General features: G+C 67.3%; 13 protein-coding genes. 5 read left to right on the top strand and 8 right to left on the bottom strand.

Going from position 1 to position 14,860, the window contains the following annotated elements; all coding sequences use genetic code 11:
- Window positions 1-18 precede the first annotated feature (18 nt).
- Both ACVWYS_RS11510 and ACVWYS_RS11505 read left to right on the top strand, forming a co-directional pair.
- The gene (locus ACVWYS_RS11510) at window positions 19-435 is read left to right on the top strand and encodes a VOC family protein (RefSeq protein WP_456509765.1); all 417 of its coding nucleotides are present in this window, start codon (window positions 19-21) and stop codon (window positions 433-435) included.
- A 61-nt stretch (window positions 436-496) separates the two neighbouring features.
- Complete coding sequence (locus tag ACVWYS_RS11505) at window positions 497-1,012, top strand: GNAT family N-acetyltransferase (protein WP_456509764.1); 516 nt, start codon at window positions 497-499, stop codon at window positions 1,010-1,012.
- Window positions 1,013-1,094: 82 nt separating this feature from the next.
- On the opposite strand, the gene ACVWYS_RS11500 is transcribed toward ACVWYS_RS11505, so the two are convergent.
- Together ACVWYS_RS11500 and glnA are read right to left on the bottom strand one after the other, a co-directional pair.
- Window positions 1,095-2,135: a sialate O-acetylesterase gene (locus ACVWYS_RS11500; protein WP_456509763.1), complete on the bottom strand. Its 1,041-nt coding sequence runs from the start codon at window positions 2,133-2,135 to the stop codon at window positions 1,095-1,097.
- Window positions 2,136-2,480: 345 nt separating this feature from the next.
- Window positions 2,481-3,905 carry a type I glutamate--ammonia ligase gene (glnA, locus tag ACVWYS_RS11495; RefSeq protein ID WP_091255168.1) on the bottom strand — a complete coding sequence of 475 codons (1,425 nt, stop codon included), beginning with the start codon at window positions 3,903-3,905 and terminating at the stop codon, window positions 2,481-2,483.
- A 283-nt stretch (window positions 3,906-4,188) separates the two neighbouring features.
- Here glnA and ACVWYS_RS11490 point away from each other — a divergent pair, with 283 nt between their 5' ends.
- A complete protein-coding gene (locus ACVWYS_RS11490) occupies window positions 4,189-4,626 on the top strand; it encodes an RDD family protein (protein WP_456509762.1) in 438 nt (145 codons plus the stop codon).
- A 202-nt stretch (window positions 4,627-4,828) separates the two neighbouring features.
- Here the strand turns inward: ACVWYS_RS11490 and ACVWYS_RS11485 are convergent, their stop codons facing one another.
- The 4 genes from ACVWYS_RS11485 to lipB all read right to left on the bottom strand — a co-directional run bounded on the left by ACVWYS_RS11485 (window position 4,829) and on the right by lipB (window position 7,879).
- Window positions 4,829-5,191: a DUF3817 domain-containing protein gene (locus ACVWYS_RS11485; RefSeq protein WP_456509761.1), complete on the bottom strand. Its 363-nt coding sequence runs from the start codon at window positions 5,189-5,191 to the stop codon at window positions 4,829-4,831.
- A 174-nt stretch (window positions 5,192-5,365) separates the two neighbouring features.
- Window positions 5,366-6,115 carry a DUF4191 domain-containing protein gene (locus ACVWYS_RS11480; protein ID WP_091255175.1) on the bottom strand — a complete coding sequence of 250 codons (750 nt, stop codon included), beginning with the start codon at window positions 6,113-6,115 and terminating at the stop codon, window positions 5,366-5,368.
- 91 nt (window positions 6,116-6,206) lie between these two features.
- Window positions 6,207-7,214: a lipoyl synthase gene (gene lipA / locus ACVWYS_RS11475; protein WP_456509760.1), complete on the bottom strand. Its 1,008-nt coding sequence runs from the start codon at window positions 7,212-7,214 to the stop codon at window positions 6,207-6,209.
- The gene (gene lipB / locus ACVWYS_RS11470; protein WP_344363375.1) at window positions 7,211-7,879 is read right to left on the bottom strand and encodes a lipoyl(octanoyl) transferase LipB; all 669 of its coding nucleotides are present in this window, start codon (window positions 7,877-7,879) and stop codon (window positions 7,211-7,213) included. Before lipB ends, lipA begins: the two co-directional genes overlap by 4 nt.
- A 107-nt stretch (window positions 7,880-7,986) precedes the next feature.
- Here lipB and ACVWYS_RS11465 point away from each other — a divergent pair, with 107 nt between their 5' ends.
- Window positions 7,987-9,756: a serine/threonine protein kinase gene (locus ACVWYS_RS11465; protein WP_456509759.1), complete on the top strand. Its 1,770-nt coding sequence runs from the start codon at window positions 7,987-7,989 to the stop codon at window positions 9,754-9,756.
- A 67-nt stretch (window positions 9,757-9,823) separates the two neighbouring features.
- On the opposite strand, the gene ACVWYS_RS11460 is transcribed toward ACVWYS_RS11465, so the two are convergent.
- Window positions 9,824-10,717 (bottom strand): TIGR01777 family oxidoreductase, encoded by an 894-nt coding sequence (locus tag ACVWYS_RS11460; RefSeq protein ID WP_456509758.1) that lies wholly within the window; start codon window positions 10,715-10,717, stop codon window positions 9,824-9,826.
- Between the two features lie 74 nt (window positions 10,718-10,791).
- Here ACVWYS_RS11460 and ACVWYS_RS11455 point away from each other — a divergent pair, with 74 nt between their 5' ends.
- On the top strand, window positions 10,792-14,325 hold the full coding sequence (locus ACVWYS_RS11455) for a S41 family peptidase (RefSeq protein WP_456509757.1): 3,534 nt from the start codon (window positions 10,792-10,794) through the stop codon (window positions 14,323-14,325).
- Window positions 14,326-14,407: 82 nt separating this feature from the next.
- Here the strand turns inward: ACVWYS_RS11455 and ACVWYS_RS11450 are convergent, their stop codons facing one another.
- Window positions 14,408-14,836 carry an OsmC family protein gene (locus ACVWYS_RS11450; protein ID WP_456509756.1) on the bottom strand — a complete coding sequence of 143 codons (429 nt, stop codon included), beginning with the start codon at window positions 14,834-14,836 and terminating at the stop codon, window positions 14,408-14,410.
- Window positions 14,837-14,860 lie beyond the last annotated feature (24 nt).

Below are 14,860 nucleotides of genomic sequence, written 5' to 3'. Positions count from 1 at the left end.
CGGTGCTACCTTGGGCGGATGGCCAGGCAACTGTTTGTGAACCTCCCCGTCCGGAATCTCGATACGACCGTTGAGTTCTTCACCGCACTGGGTTTCTCCTTCAACCCGGACTTCACCGATGAGAACGCCACCTGCATGATCGTCAACGACGGCGCGTACGTGATGTTGCTCGTCGAGTCCTACTTCAAGACCTTCACCTCCAAGTCGGTGGCCCTCACGGCGGACGCCGCCGAGGTCATCATGTCCTTCTCCTTGGAGAGCCGTGAGGCCGTGGATGCGGTCATCCGGACGGCGCTGACCTCCGGAGGCAAGGCATCAGAGGAGGCCCAGGACTACGGCTTCATGTACACGCACAGCTTCCAGGACCCGGACGGCCACCTCTGGGAGGTCTTCTGGATGGATCCGGCCGGCCCGCCGAAGGACGCCGCACTGTAGCTGACTTCAGCCGCAAGCCGCTCGCGGCGGCAGGCGCTGCCGGCATGGGTACGCTGGCTACATGGCTGAACACGTGTGGCTGCTGCCCATCAAGAACCTCGATGACGACGCCCGGGCCGTCAAACTGGGGGAGATCGCGCTGCTGGAACTCGGCGAAGGCCAGCGAAAATTTGTTGGCGACCCGTTGCGGATGATGCTGATTGCGCTGGAAGAAGAGTCCCGGTACCCGTTCGCCGTGGACGTCAACGGAACGGCCGTGGGCGTGCTCACGCTCCAGCGGGGCGCCGCGACCCTGGCGGGCTGGCCCGACGACGACTCTGTCTGGCTCCTGCGGGGCTTCCTGATTGGCCGGCAACAGCAGGGCAAAGGCATCGGCACGCTCGCCGCCGAGGCCGCCGTGCGGGAGGCAGCCAAACTGACGGCCGGCCTCGGAACCGGCCAGGCCGGCGTCGTGCTCTCCGTCAACGAGGGGAACCCCGGCGGCCTCGCCGCCTACCGCAAGGCCGGCTTCGAGGACCGCGGCCGCTACGACGGCGGCGACGCCGGCCCGCAACGCATCATGTACCGGGCGTTCTGACCGGAAGCGCACCTTGACCGGTACGCCGGGTGCGTCAGTTGATCGAAAGCGCTGATTTGGGGAGTGCGCACCCCGCACGATGCTACTGCGCCACCTTGGTGCCGGCGGAGGTCCTGGAGGTCGTGGTGTAGCCGGTCTTGGAGCCGGTGACCTTGACGGTGATGGTCCGTCCCAGATCGCCGGAGGGGACCACATAGGTGGCAGCCGTGGCGCCAACGACCGCAGTCCCGGAGTGGTACCACTGGTAGCTCAGGGTAACCGGGGACACGGCCCAAGCGCCGGGCACGGCGGTGAGGGTGGAACCCACCTTCGCGGTACCGGTGATGATCGGTACCGGGCCGTAGGTGATTTTGGCTGCCCGCCAAAAGGCGGTGAGGTACGTTCTCCCCAGGAACTCGTCGCCGGTCCGGGAGAAATGGAACGCGTCACCGTCGTTCACACCCCCGGCCATGGACGGTGCGAACGCGGTGTAAGCGACTCGTGAGGGGGTTCCCTTGTGTGACTTGTCAACGTTGGCTAAACCCGGTTGGGCCGCGATTCCCTCCGGCGCCAGGCCCCCCACCACAAAGGGCAGTTGAGGGGCGGCCAGTTGGGATCGGAAGTACCCTATGAGCTCGTCAAGCTTCGCACTGTATGCCGAGGTCGACATCCACCAATTGCCTTCGCCTTGGTGCCAGAGGATGCCCTTGAGCTTCACGGTGTAGCCCGCCGCCACGGCCGCCGCGATCCCTTCGCGGGTCTGTGTAACTGCCAGCGCGGGGAGGTCGAATTCCGGGGCGGAGGCGGTGCCTACATTCCAGGTCGGGGTTCCCACGCTGTTGGTAAACGCAGTGGCGCCGCGCGCCGCGGGGATGATGAGAACTCCGACGTTGGCGGGCTGGTTCTTCACGTACCCGCGGGCAAAGGTCGTTGCGGGGGATATGCCTTTGGCGACGTCGAGCATGTCCAAGGGGATAGTGGCATTCCGGAATGTGCGTAGCTTCGCGCCGTACTGGAATATCCTCGGGTCCGCCGGATCATCTGTGGTGCCGCTGGGGAGGCCGCGGCCGGACATGTTTGACTGCCCGACAGCTAAGAACACATCCAGGACGGTGACCTTGGTCGCTGCCTGCGCAGGCGTCACGCCCGCGAGCATAAGGGCAGAAACTGTGAGGCCGACTAGTAGTCCTTGAATCCAGGTTGTAAGTCTTTTCACGGATCTCACTTCCCACGCTAGGCAGGGACGGCCAGCACCGACAACTAGCCACCGTTCGGCAACAGCGACGCGACCCGGGCCAGCCGGGAAGGCCATTGTGGCCCAAGAACCTTCGGCTTTCCTTGAACCTCCCGGCAACGCCGACTGTGGACCGCCGCAGAACTCACGCAACAAAAGGCCGGCCCCAGGTGGTGAACCTGGTGCCGGCCTTTGATGTGTCCAGGGTCTTGCGGACCCCTTGCGGGCTAAACGCTGTCTAGCCCTGTGATCTGGCTAGACGCCGTAGTAGAGCTCGAACTCGTACGGGTTCGGGCGCAGCGAGAGCGGACGGATCTCGTTCTCATACTTGTACTCGATCCAGGTGTCGATCAGGTCCTGGGTGAAGACGCCGCCGGCCTGCAGGAACTCGTTGTCCTCGGCCAGTGCCTCCAGGGCTTCCTCGAGGGTGCCCGGAGCCTTGGGGATGTCCTTGGCTTCTTCGGCGGGGAGCTCGTAGAGGTCTTTGTCGATCGGAGCCGGGGGTTCGATCCGGTTGCGGATGCCGTCAATGCCGGCCATCAGCTGGGCAGCGAATGCCAGGTACGGGTTGGAGGAGGGGTCCGGAGCGCGGAACTCGATGCGCTTGGCCTTCGGGTTGGAGCCCGTGATCGGGATGCGGATACCGGCGGAGCGGTTGCCCTGCGAGTAGACCATGTTGACCGGGGCTTCGAAGCCCTTGACCAGGCGGCGGTAGGAGTTAACCGTCGGGTTGGTGAAGGCGAGCACTGCGGAGGAGTGCTTCAGCAGGCCACCGATGTACCAGCGGGCGGTGTCGGACAGGCCGGCGTAGCCCTTCTCGTCGTAGAAGAGCGGCTCGCCGCCGGTCCACAGCGACTGGTGGCAGTGCATGCCCGAGCCGTTGTCACCGAAGACCGGCTTGGGCATGAAGGTCACGGACTTGCCCCAGGCGTCGGCGGTGTTCTTGATGACGTACTTGAACTTCTGCAGGTCATCAGCCGCGTGGGTCAGGGTGGTGAACTTGTAGTTGATTTCAGCCTGGCCGGCGGAACCGACCTCGTGGTGGCTGCGCTCGACCTCAAGGCCGGCCTCGTCCAGCGCAACACACATGGCGTCGCGGAGGTCGGCCTGCTTGTCGGTGGGGGAGACGGGGAAGTAGCCGCCCTTGACCGGGGTCTTGTAGCCGAGGTTGCCGCCCTCTTCCTCACGGCCGGTGTTCCAGTGGGCTTCCTCGGAGTCGATCTTGTAGAAGCTGCCCTGCGGGGAGGACTGGTACTGGACGTTGTCGAAGACGAAGAACTCGGCCTCGGGGGCGAAAAAGGCGGTGTCGGCGATGCCGGTGGAGGCGAGGTAGGCTTCGGCCTTCTCGGCCACGCCGCGGGGGTCGCGGTGGTACGGATCGCCAGTGCGGGGGTTCACGATCGAGAAGTTCAGCGCAAGGGTCTTTTCCATGCGGAACGTGTCGAGGAATGCCGTGGTCACGTCCGGGATGAGCTGCATGTCAGACTCGGCGATGCCCTGGAAGCCGCGGATCGAAGACCCGTCGAAGAGCTGGCCATTGACGAAGAAGTCGGCATCAACGCTCTTGGCGGGCACGTTGAAGTGCTGCTGAACGCCAGGAAGATCGGTGAAGCGGATGTCGACGAATTTGATGTCTTCGTCTTTGATGAACTTGAGGACTTCGTCCGCAGTCTTGAACATTATGCTCCTTACGCATATGAAAGATCTGGCCGTCAGGCACATTGGTCCAGGGCAGTCCAACAGCGGGAAGGCAAAAAAGCATCCCCGCTTCTGAACCACTAGCAACTGTTACCACCCTAAGGACATGGGGTTTCCCCGCAGTGTCCGTATTGTTTCGGGGAGGTTACAGAACGCCCTGACAGGTAAACGCTAGTCGCCGGTCCACAGTGTGACCTATCCAGTTCCACAGTGTGACACAGGGCCGCCCGCACTGTGGACGGCCTTGACCCGATAAGCTTGGACGGTGGTAGATCGCAAAGACATCGGTTCATGGCTCAGCGGGCCGGACACATCCGGCATCTCCAAGTACCCGGGGGAACGGCTTGGACTGCCCGAGGCCGGGCCAGGCTCGATCGCCCGCGCGGGCCGCCGCATTTTGGCGATCTGCATCGACTGGGGCATCGCGCTGCTGATCAGCAATTTCGCCTTCGCTGGCGACTCCTGGGCCACGCTGGCCGTGTTTGCCGTCGAACAGATCCTCCTCGTCGGCACCCTCGGCTACAGCATCGGCCACCGGATCGTAAGCATCCACGTGCTGCGCTTGGGCGGCGGCCCGGCGGGCCCGCTCGCGGCCTTGGTGCGCGCGCTTCTGCTGTGCCTCGTCATTCCGGCCGTCATCTTCGACCCGGACCAGCGCGGACTGCACGACAAAGCCATGAATACCGTGCTCGTCCGGATGTAGCTCCTGCCCGCGTCCGACGGCGGTCCCAGGCTGTCAGTGCGGGGCGTTCCCTCGTCGTTTGCGACGTATGGCCGGTCGGCCGCCACCTCTTGGCTGCGGTTCTCCACGAGTGGCCGTCAAACGTCCCCGGATAGCGGTCATATGCGTCAGATGAGCGCAGCGATGTTGCCAGGGCGCACAGAACCCGAGGTCCCGGGCGGAACTAGACGCCCGCCGTCTCCTGGGCCGGCGTCCGCGCAGCCTCGCCGACCTGCACCCCCAGGTGGCCGCGGCGCCCGGCCCAGCGTTCAAACCAGACCGTCGCGAAGGGGAAGACGGCGGAGACGCCCGCGAGCACGGCAACCTTGAACGGCCAGCGAAGCATCGCCCACAGACTCAACACCGCGATGGCATAGCCGATGAAGAACGCGCCGTGGATCGGACCGGCAACCTCCACGCCCAGTTCCGTCGTCCGCGTCACCCACTTGAGGACCATGCCCGTCAGCAGTGCGGCCCAGCTGAACGCTTCGGCAACCGCCAGCCCCCGGAAAACGCGGATCATGGCGGCGGTCGATGGAAGTTTCATGCGGGTCTCCTGGTTCCTGAAGTTCTTGGTGCTGACGGTCGTGGTGCGGGCGTCGTGGCCGGTCGCCGTCGGGCGGTCATGGAAAAGCCCCGGCTGGCGGCCTGAAGGGGGCGCGAACCGGGGCGATCCTGTACAGCCGGCGTGCAGTGCTGCCTATGAGGCTGCGGGCAGGGCCTAGCGTCCGCGGGTCGGGCGGGCCTTGTAGGGATCGATGCCCTTCGGGATGGGGAGGCGACCGCCGAGCGAGGAAATACGCTTGGACACGGCACTGACCTCGGTCTTTGTCAGTTCGCCCTTGAGCTTGTTCATCTTCTTGGCGAGCTGGCTGAGCGGCACCTGGCCCTCGCCGCGGCCACTTTCGATCACGTGGATTGTGACGTTGGGCAGGATGCGTGAGAGCCGCTTGCGTTCGGCGTCGACCAGCGGCTTGACCCGGTTGCTGGGACCTTCGCTGACAAGCACGACGCCGGGACGGCCGATGGCGCGGAAGACGGCGTCCTGCGTGCGGGGGTTGACAGCAACGGGCTGATCCTCGGTGATCCAGCCGCGCTTGAGCGTGCCCAGCGCGGCACCTGAGGCGCCCGGCTGGCCCTCGATCTGCGCGAACGCGGCGCGCTCGGCGCGGCGGGACAGGATCAAGGTTGCGGCAATGGCGCCCAGCGCGATGCCGATGATCAGGCCGGTGATCCAGTTATCGAGCAGGAAGCCGACCAGGAGGCTGGCGGCGACAACGCCCAGGAACGCCAGCAGCATGAGCCACGGAACCATGGGATCGTGGCGGCGCGTCATCTGGAAGACCTCGCCGATCTGCTTCAGCCGGCTCGGCTTCTTGGCCTTTGCTTCCTTGGGCTTGCGGGAGAAAAGACCGCGCTTCGGAGCATCGGAAGCCGGGCTGGAGCTGCTGGAGTCAGGGGAATTCGCCATAGTGCCTTAATTCTACGTGATTCATGGCTAAGGGCCGGACGCCGGAATCATCCGGTGCCGGCCCCTAAGTGGAAGGGTTCTGGAACAGGATTCAGGAATGCGCCGCGAGCAACGAGCTGGCTTCCTGGCGGGTGCTGCCGGAGCTTTCGATGTGGGCGAGTTGGGCCGGGATTTCCCAGCCCTTCTTGCGCATCGCGGTGGCCCAGAGCCGGCCGGCGCGGTACGAGGAGCGCACCAGGGGTCCGGACATGACGCCCAGGAAGCCGATCTCGTCCGCTTCCTGCTGCAGGTCCACGAATTCCTGCGGCTTGACCCAGCGGTCCACCGGCAGGTGCCGTTCGGACGGGCGCAGGTACTGGGTGATCGTGATGAGGTCACAGCCGGCCTCGTGCAGGTCCCGCAGGGCCTCGGAAATCTCGTCGCGGGTCTCGCCCATGCCCAGGATCAGGTTGGACTTGGTCACCATGCCCAGCTTCCGGCCCTGGGTGATGACGTCCAGGGACCGCTCGTAGCGGAACGCGGGACGGATCCGCTTGAAGATCCGCGGCACGGTTTCGACGTTGTGGGCGAAGACCTCGGGCTTGGAGTCGCAGATCGCCTCGATGTGCTCGGGCTTGCCGGAGAAGTCCGGGATCAGCAGTTCGACGCCGGTGCCCGGGTTCAGCTCGTGGATCTTGCGGACCGTCTCGGCGTAGAGCCAGACGCCCTCGTCGGCGAGGTCATCGCGGGCCACCCCGGTCACGGTGGCATAGCGCAGGGCCATGGACTGCACCGAGCGGGCCACCTTGGTGGGCTCGAAGACGTCCACCGGGGAGGGCTTGCCGGTGTCGATCTGGCAGAAGTCGCAGCGGCGCGTGCATTCGGAGCCGCCGATCAGGAAGGTGGCTTCCTTGTCTTCCCAGCATTCGAAGATGTTGGGGCAGCCGGCCTCTTCACACACCGTGTGGAGGCCTTCCTTCTTGACGAGGTTCTTGAGCTGGACGAACTCGGGGCCCATCTGGACCTTGGCCTTGATCCATTCCGGCTTACGCTCCACCGGTGTGGCCGCATTGCGCTGCTCAATGCGCAGCATCTTCCGGCCTTCTGGTGCCAGTGTCACAGTAGAGCTCCTTCTGGGGTTGCAACTAGGGCTTCTTCATTGTTGCGCAGTTCTTCGATGATCCGCGACACGAGGTCGGCCGGGGTGACGTCCCTGCCGGTTTCCTGGGCGATCGTGGTGACTCCGGCGTCGGTGATGCCACAGGCGATGATCTGGCCGTAGGGCGCGAGATCGTTGTTGCAGTTGATCGCGAAGCCGTGCATGGTGACGCCCTCGGAGACGCGGATGCCGATGGCTGCGATTTTGCGGTCCGGGCCCTTCGCGTCCTGCTCGATCCAGACACCGGCGCGGCCCTTGATGCGAACGGCCTCGATGCCGTAGTCCGCCAGGACTGCAATGATCACCGCTTCCAAGCGCTCCACGTAGTCGCGGATGCCGGCCTTGTTCTTAAGCTTGATGATCGGGTAGCCCACCAGCTGGCCCGGGCCATGCCAAGTAAGCTTGCCGCCGCGGTCCACCGCCACAACGGGAGTTCCGTCAAAGGGCCGTTCATGGTCTTCGGTGCGCTTGCCGGCGGTATAAACGGCCGAGTGTTCGAGCAGCAGTACGGTGCTGGGAGCGGTGCCGGCGAGGACTTTTTCGTGCAGTTCGCGCTGGATCTCCCAGCCGCGGGTGTAATCGATGAAGTCCGGGGCGAGACCCAGCTGGTTGAACTCAAGAGTCATGGCATCAAGCTTAGACCCCGCCGGGCGTCGTTCCCGATTGTGTGCTTAAGCTCTCATGCCTGTGGATAACTTCTGCGGCATTCCGCCGGATCGGCTATTCCTTGGGTATGGAAGATTCCGCAATGGCCGGAAGTCCGGCCCCCATAGTGAGAGGCTACGACGTCGGCCGTTGCCTGGGCGTCGGCGGCAGCGCCACGGTCTGGCTCGTGACCGAACAGTCCACCCGCCGCGACTTCGCCCTCAAATGCTTTGACACCGGCGCCGGCACCGCGGCGGAGGACGCGGAGACGGAAGCGGCGATCCGGCGTGAAGTCCGTATCCTGTCCGCACTGGAGCATGACCACCTGGTCCGCGCCCACGCAGTGGTTCGCCTACGGCGGCCCCATGAGGCGGGCGAGGGCGGCCTCGGGCTGGCGCTCGACTACGCTCCCGGCGGCTCGCTGGCGGCGCTCGTCGCGGGCCGGGGACGCCTGGGGTCCGGCGAGACGGTGACAGTCCTGACGCCGATCGCTCAGGCCCTGGCGTACCTTCACGGCCAAGGGTTCACCCATGGCGATGTGGCCCCCGGCAACGTGCTGTTCACCGCCTCCGGCAAACCCCTGCTCGCCGATCTGGGGGTCGCACGAATGGTGGCCGACGCCACCTTGACCGTGGAAGTCGGCACCGATGGATTCCGTGATCCGGCCCCGGCGGACGCGGTGCGGGCCGGCCTTCAGCCGGAACGGGACGTTTACTCGCTCGCGGCCCTGGGCTGGTACTGCCTAACCGGACGGGCTCCAGAGCCCGGTGCGCAGCGGCCGCCCCTCCGCCTCCTCGTCCCTGAGGTTCCGGCCGCGTTGGTGGCAGCCCTCGAGGCCGGACTGAACGAGGACCGGAGGCAGCGTCCCTCGGCCGCAGACCTGGCCGCCGCGGTCTACCGCAGCAGCACGGCAGAGCCCGTGGACCTCTCTGTCACCGTCCATCCGACGGTCATCCCACAATTGCTCACCCGCCGGGATGTGCAGCCCGGGCCGCGCAGGCGCCGGCCGGGGAAGCTCCGGCGGCACGGGCGCGGGTTGGCACCCGCCGGGGGCTTCCTGCGCAGGAAGCAGCCCGGTTCAGCACCGGAACAGTCATGGCGGTCCCGCTCTGGAACGCCCGGTCCGTGGCGGCGCCCGGGCGCCACCGGGGCGGCCGGAGCCCACCGAGGCTTCCGAAGGACCCCCGCACGACGGGCGGTTTCCCTCAGTCTCGTGGCTCTCGTTCTGCTGGCCGGCACGTGGCTGCTGGCCGGCGGTGCGCCGGCACGCGACGCCGTCGCCGGACTATTTTCCGCGCTCGGGGCCGACGACGGTGCGGGCCCCGGCTCGCCGGTGCCGGCGGAACCCACCGGCGCTGCAGGGACGGCGGCTGAGCCGTCGCCCGGCCCGGCAGACGAGACACCGACGGCCGGCGGCGGGGAAAGCGCTGTACGCCCGGATCTGGAGGCGCTGCTGGCCTCGGCGGACCCCGCGGAGGCCGTCCGCGGTCTCGCCCGGCTCCGCTCGCTCGCGTTCACGTCCGGGGATTTCGGCCTGCTCGACGCCGTCAACGCCCCGGCGTCGGCCGCCGCCGCTGCCGATGCACGGATCAGGACCCAGCTCAGCGGGGCCGGCCATGTCCTGGCCGGATTCTCGACCGCCTTGACCAGGGTCGAAACCGCCGCGGACAGCAGCCCCGACCGGGCCGTGGTGGCAATCACGACGGAGTCCTCCGGGTACAAGGAGCTTGACGGCGGCGGGAACGTGGTGGGACAGGTTCCCCCGGCCGCCGCACAACAGCTTGAGCTTGTCCTCGTGCCGGTCGACGGACGCTGGCGGATTACCGAGATCCTCCCCGGGGATCCTGACGCCGGCTAACCGGAGGAGGCCTGCTGCCTCCGGTTAGCTCCGTCCGATGAGCCGTGTCCGGCCAGCAGGGTTGAGGTCAGTCCCGGCCGGCCACCCACGCCGTGGCCTTGGCGAGTGAGGGGTGCTGCCATTCGAAGCCGTTCCCGGCCAGGACAGCCGGTTCCAGCCGCTGGCTCGCCAGCAGCAATTCCTCGGCCAGCTGGCCCATCACCAGCCGCAGCACCGGCGCGGGAACCCGCAGCACCGCAGGGCGGTGCAGCGCCTCCGCCAGTTGCGAGATCAGGGAGTTCACATCGGCGGTTTCGGGGGCGCTGACGTTCACCGGCCCGGACACCGGGGATCTGAGCAGGAAGGACAGGGCGCCCGCCACGTCCGGCAAGGTCACCCACGGCCAGTACTGCCTGCCGTTGCCGAGCGGGCCACCGACGCCGAGGCGCAGCAGCGGCATGAGCCGGCCCAGCGCGCCCCCGGAGCGGCTGAGGACGACGCCGGTTCGGGGCGTGACCACGCGGATGCCCGGGGGAGCCTCATGTGCCGCGGCCTCCCAGTCGACGCAGATCCGCGCGAGCGTGCCCGTGCCGGCAGGCGCGGTCTCGCGCAGCACCACGGACCCTGCGTTGCCGTAGTAGCCGGATGCCGACTGGCTGAGGAAGACTGCCGGAGGCATGTCCTGCCGGGCCATCGCCGTCGTCAAAGTTTGCGTCGCGCCCAACCGGGAGCTGCGAAGCTCCTCAATCCGTGCCCGCGTCCAGGGCCGGTCGCCTATACCGGCGCCGGAGAGGTTGACCACCGCGTCCGCGCCCTTCAACGCGGTGTCATCGATCCGGCCGGCGGCCGGATCCCATCGGAACTCGGCCGGCGAGGCGGGGGGACGCCTGACCAGGGCGACGACGTCGTGCCCTTCGCTGCGCAGTGCGTTGGAAAGGGCGGTTCCGATCAGCCCGGAGGCTCCGGCAACAAGGATTCGCATGATCCATCTCACCACGCCCGGCACGGCGGCGAAACCTTCCGGGCCGTACGGGCCGTTGTAGCTATGATCGAACGATGACCCCCTCGAGTTACTTCCGTTTCCCGCATCTCCACGGCGATCTGGTCACCTTCGTGGCCGAGGACGACGTCTGGATTGCACCCGTGGGCGGGGGCCGTGCCTGGCGCGTCTCCTCCCTGCAATTGCCGGCCCGCAACCCCCGTTTCAGCCCCGACGGCAAGCGTCTGGTGTGGACTGTCGTCCAGGGGACTGCCCCGGAAGTCGTCATTGCCGACGTCGACGGCGGCGGCTACCGCCAGCTGAGTTACTTCGGCCACAGCTCCACCCGGGTCAAGGGCTTCACGCCCGACGGCGACGTCCTGGTCACCAGCGCGTTCCGCCAGTCCGACAGCCGCCACACCCATGCCTACAGCCTCCCCGTCGCAGGCGGCTGGGCGGATGAACTTCCGTTCGGCCCGGTGGAATCGGTGGCTTTCGGCCCCGTCGTCGGCGACGAACGTCCCGTGGTGCTCGCCAGCGTGTTGTCGCGTGAGCCGGCATGGTGGAAGCGCTACCGTGGCGGCGCCGCGGGCAAGCTGTGGATCGACGCCGACGGAAACGGCGAATTCGAGCGGCTCGCCGCCGGGCTGGACGGCAATCTCACAGACCCCCTGTGGGTCAAGGGCCGGATCGTCTTCCTGTCCGACCACGAGGGCTACGGAAACCTCTATTCAGTACTGCCCAACGGCAGTGACCTGCGGCGCCATACGGACCACGAGGACTTCTACGTGCGCCACGCCTCCACCGACGGCGAACGCGTCATTTTCGAATCTGCCGGGGAACTCTGGCTGCTGCCGAGCCTGGACGCGGAGGCGGTCAAACTCGACATTTCGCTGGGCTCCGCCTCGCAAGCCCGCCGTCCCGCCCCGCTGAAGCCCTCACGGCACCTCGGCGACGTCATTCCGGACCGCACCGGCGCCTCCAGCGCCGTCGAATCCCACGGAACCCTCCACTGGCTGCGGCACAAGGACGGCCCCTCCCGCGTCCTTGAGGCCACCCCGGGCGTCCGGGCACGGCTTCCCCGGCCCTTCGGCGAGGGCCGGATCGCCTATGTCGCCGACCACGACGGCGTCGAGGCCTTGTACCTCAAGTCCATTGCGGCCCCCCTGCCCGGCGGACTCGCTGCGGCCCCGAAGGCGCCGCAGCCTCTTCAGTCAGTCCAGTCTGAAGAATCCGGGTCCGGCATCCCGCTGCCGAAGCCGGTGTCCGCGGCCGCGCTGACGGGCACGGGAACCACGCCAGCGGTGGCAGGCGGCTCTGTGTCCAGCCCCGCCGCGGCCGCCGCGACTCACGCATCCTTCACCGGCACATCTGGCACCGCCGGGACCGAGACGCCGACATCCGGCGGTCTCACGCGGATCGACTTCCCCAAGCCCAGCCGGGCCAGCGCCATCGAAGCCAGCCCCGACGGGCGCTGGCTCGCCGTAGGCACCGCCTTCGGTGACATCTACCTTGCCGATACGCGCACGCGCACCATGTCCCTGCTCAGCAGCATCGGGGAGGGCAGCATCGAAGGATTCACCTGGTCCCCGGACTCCGCCTGGCTCGGCTGGTCCGAGCCGGTCACGTCCTTCGGTTCCCGCAGCCGGCTCCGGATCGCCAGGACCGACGGCGGCACGCAGACTGCGATCATTGACGTCACCGACGGCAGGTTCCGCGACGAATCGCCGTCGTTCACCCCGGACGGCAAATACCTCGCCTTCCTTTCCAACCGCAGCTTCGATCCGGTCTACGACGGACACTCCTTCGATCTGTCCTTCCCGAGCCCGATCAAGCCCTACCTTGTGGCCCTCGCCGCGGACACCCCGTCCCCGTTCGGCCCGAGCGTCGACCTGCAGATTGATGCAGACACGGACGCAGACGCGGACGGTGGCGCGGTGACCGGTGCCGGACCCGCGGCGTCGCCCGCAGCGAAACAGGTGTCGGCCGTGCGGGTCGACGCCGAAGGCCTGGCCCACCGCGTCATCGGTGTCCCCGTGCCGCAAGGCAACTACTCCACACTGACCGCCGCTTCCGGCGCCCTGCTCTGGCTGGACAATGAACTCTCCGGCACCACGGGCGAAGGCCGGGCCAGCCTTGAGGACAAGGGCGCCGCACCCAGCCTGGTCCGCTACGACCTCGCCAAGCGACGCACCTCCACCATCGTGGAGGCACTGGACAGCTACCGGATCTCCGGCGACGGGGAAAAGATCGTGTTCATCCAGGACAAACAGATCCGGGTCACTCCCGCGGGCGCCAAGGCCGACGAGGAATCCGGCCAGCTCGTCAAGGTGGACCTCGGGCGCATCCGCGTGCAGATGGACCCGCTCAGCGTGTGGGGCCAGGCCTTCGACGAGGCATGGCGGCTCCAGCGCGACTTCTTCTGGACCGAAGACATGGCCGGCCAGGATTGGGAATCCATCCACGCCCGCTACCGTCCCGTGGTGGAGCGTCTCGGCTCGCACGATGACCTCGTGGATCTGTTGTGGGAGCTGCACGGCGAACTGGGCACGTCCCACGCCTATGTCCGCCCGATGGCTGTCGCCGAGAACGGCAGTAGCCCCCAGGGCCGGCTCGGTGCGGACCTTGAGTTCACCGGCGAGGGCTGGGAAATCACCCGCATCCTGGCGGGGGAGTCCTCGGATCCGCTCGCTACTTCTCCGCTGACCCGGCCCGGCGCCGACGTCAAGCCCGGCGACGTCCTGCTGGCGATCGACGGCGTCGTACTTACCGAATCGCTGACCCCGGCCATGCAGCTCGTCGGCGCGGCCGGCCGCGCCGTCGAACTCACCCTGCGCAACGGTGCCGGCCACGGCGAAGCCGCGGGCGGTCAGCGCCGCGTGGCCGTGGTCCCGGTCAAGGACGAGGAACGCCTGCGGTACCAGGAATGGGTCGCCGGCAACCGGCGGACCGTCCGCGAAGCCTCCAACGGAACGTTCGGCTACCTCCACATCCCGGACATGATGGCCAATGGCTGGGCCCAGCTGCATCGCGACCTCGACACCGAAACCGCCCTCGACGGGCTGATCGTCGATGTCCGCCGCAACCGCGGCGGCCACACCTCCCAGCTCGTGGCCGAACTCATCGGACGCAAGGTCACCGGCTGGAGCATGCCGCGCGGGGAAAAACCGCGGACCTACCCGCACCACGCACCGCGCGGACCGGTCATCATCCTGACGGACGAGTTCGCCGGGTCCGACGGCGACATCATCACCCAGGTCTCCAAGCTGCGGGGGATCGGACCCGTCATTGGCACCCGCACGTGGGGCGGCGTCGTCGGAATCGACAACCGCTTCGCGCTGGCCGACGGCACGGGCGTGACCCAGCCGCGCTACGCCACCTGGTTCGCCGGCGGCGTCGGCTGGGGCGTGGAGAACTTCGGCGTCACCCCGGACATCGAAGTGACCTTCCCGCCGCACGCCTACGCCGCCGGCACTGACCCGCAGCTGGAATACGGCATCGGGGCGTTGAAGGAAATGATCCAGGAACTGCCCACGGACCGTCCCCCGCTGCGCGAGGGCTACCGCCGTGTCCGGCCCGCCCCGTTGCCTGCACGCCGGCAGGGCAGCTAGTCCACCGCGGCTAAACGCCAAAGGCCCCCGCTGCCCTGGAAAATCCAGGGTGGCGGGGGCCTTCGCTTTGCTGCGTGAAGAACTAGGAGGCCAGGGTCGCATCCAGGGTGATCTTGATGCCGGTGAGGGCGGCCGAGACGGGGCAGCCCACCTTGGCTTCCTCAGCAATGCGCTGGAATTCGTCCTCCGTGATCCCCGGGATCCGCGCGCTCACGGTCAGGTGGCTGTCCGTGATGCCGGTGCCGGGCACGAAGGTGACATCCGCCTTGGTGTTGACTTGCTCGGGCGTGTGGCCGGCCTGGGCGACAGCGAGGCTGAACGCCATGGAGAAGCAGGCCGAGTGGGCCGCCGCGATGAGCTCTTCGGGGCTGGTCTTGCCCTCGGATGCCTCGGCGCGCGCCTTCCAGCTGACATCGAAGTTACCCAGTCCGGAGCTGTCCAGCGTCGTGTTGCCGGCGCCCGTCATCAGGTCGCCATTCCATACAGTGTGCGCGGTGCGTGTTGCTGCCATGTCCACTCCTCAAGATCGTTGTCA

This window comes from Arthrobacter sp. TE12231 (assembly GCF_054062895.1).
This window is presented reverse-complemented; position numbering and strand designations above follow the sequence as displayed.

What these genes read in the sequence shown, in the direction of transcription:
- ACVWYS_RS11510 (WP_456509765.1), top strand. Translation starts at nt 19, where the DNA reads ATGGCCAGGCAACTGTTTGTGAACCTCCCCGTCCGGAATCTCGATACG.
- ACVWYS_RS11505 (WP_456509764.1), top strand. Translation starts at nt 497, where the DNA reads ATGGCTGAACACGTGTGGCTGCTGCCCATCAAGAACCTCGATGACGAC.
- glnA (WP_091255168.1), bottom strand. Translation starts at nt 3,905, where the DNA reads ATGTTCAAGACTGCGGACGAAGTCCTCAAGTTCATCAAAGACGAAGAC.
- ACVWYS_RS11485 (WP_456509761.1), bottom strand. Translation starts at nt 5,191, where the DNA reads ATGAAACTTCCATCGACCGCCGCCATGATCCGCGTTTTCCGGGGGCTG.
- ACVWYS_RS11480 (WP_091255175.1), bottom strand. Translation starts at nt 6,115, where the DNA reads ATGGCGAATTCCCCTGACTCCAGCAGCTCCAGCCCGGCTTCCGATGCT.
- lipB (WP_344363375.1), bottom strand. Translation starts at nt 7,879, where the DNA reads ATGACTCTTGAGTTCAACCAGCTGGGTCTCGCCCCGGACTTCATCGAT.
- ACVWYS_RS11465 (WP_456509759.1), top strand. Translation starts at nt 7,987, where the DNA reads ATGGAAGATTCCGCAATGGCCGGAAGTCCGGCCCCCATAGTGAGAGGC.
- ACVWYS_RS11460 (WP_456509758.1), bottom strand. Translation starts at nt 10,717, where the DNA reads ATGCGAATCCTTGTTGCCGGAGCCTCCGGGCTGATCGGAACCGCCCTT.
- ACVWYS_RS11455 (WP_456509757.1), top strand. Translation starts at nt 10,792, where the DNA reads ATGACCCCCTCGAGTTACTTCCGTTTCCCGCATCTCCACGGCGATCTG.
- ACVWYS_RS11450 (WP_456509756.1), bottom strand. Translation starts at nt 14,836, where the DNA reads ATGGCAGCAACACGCACCGCGCACACTGTATGGAATGGCGACCTGATG.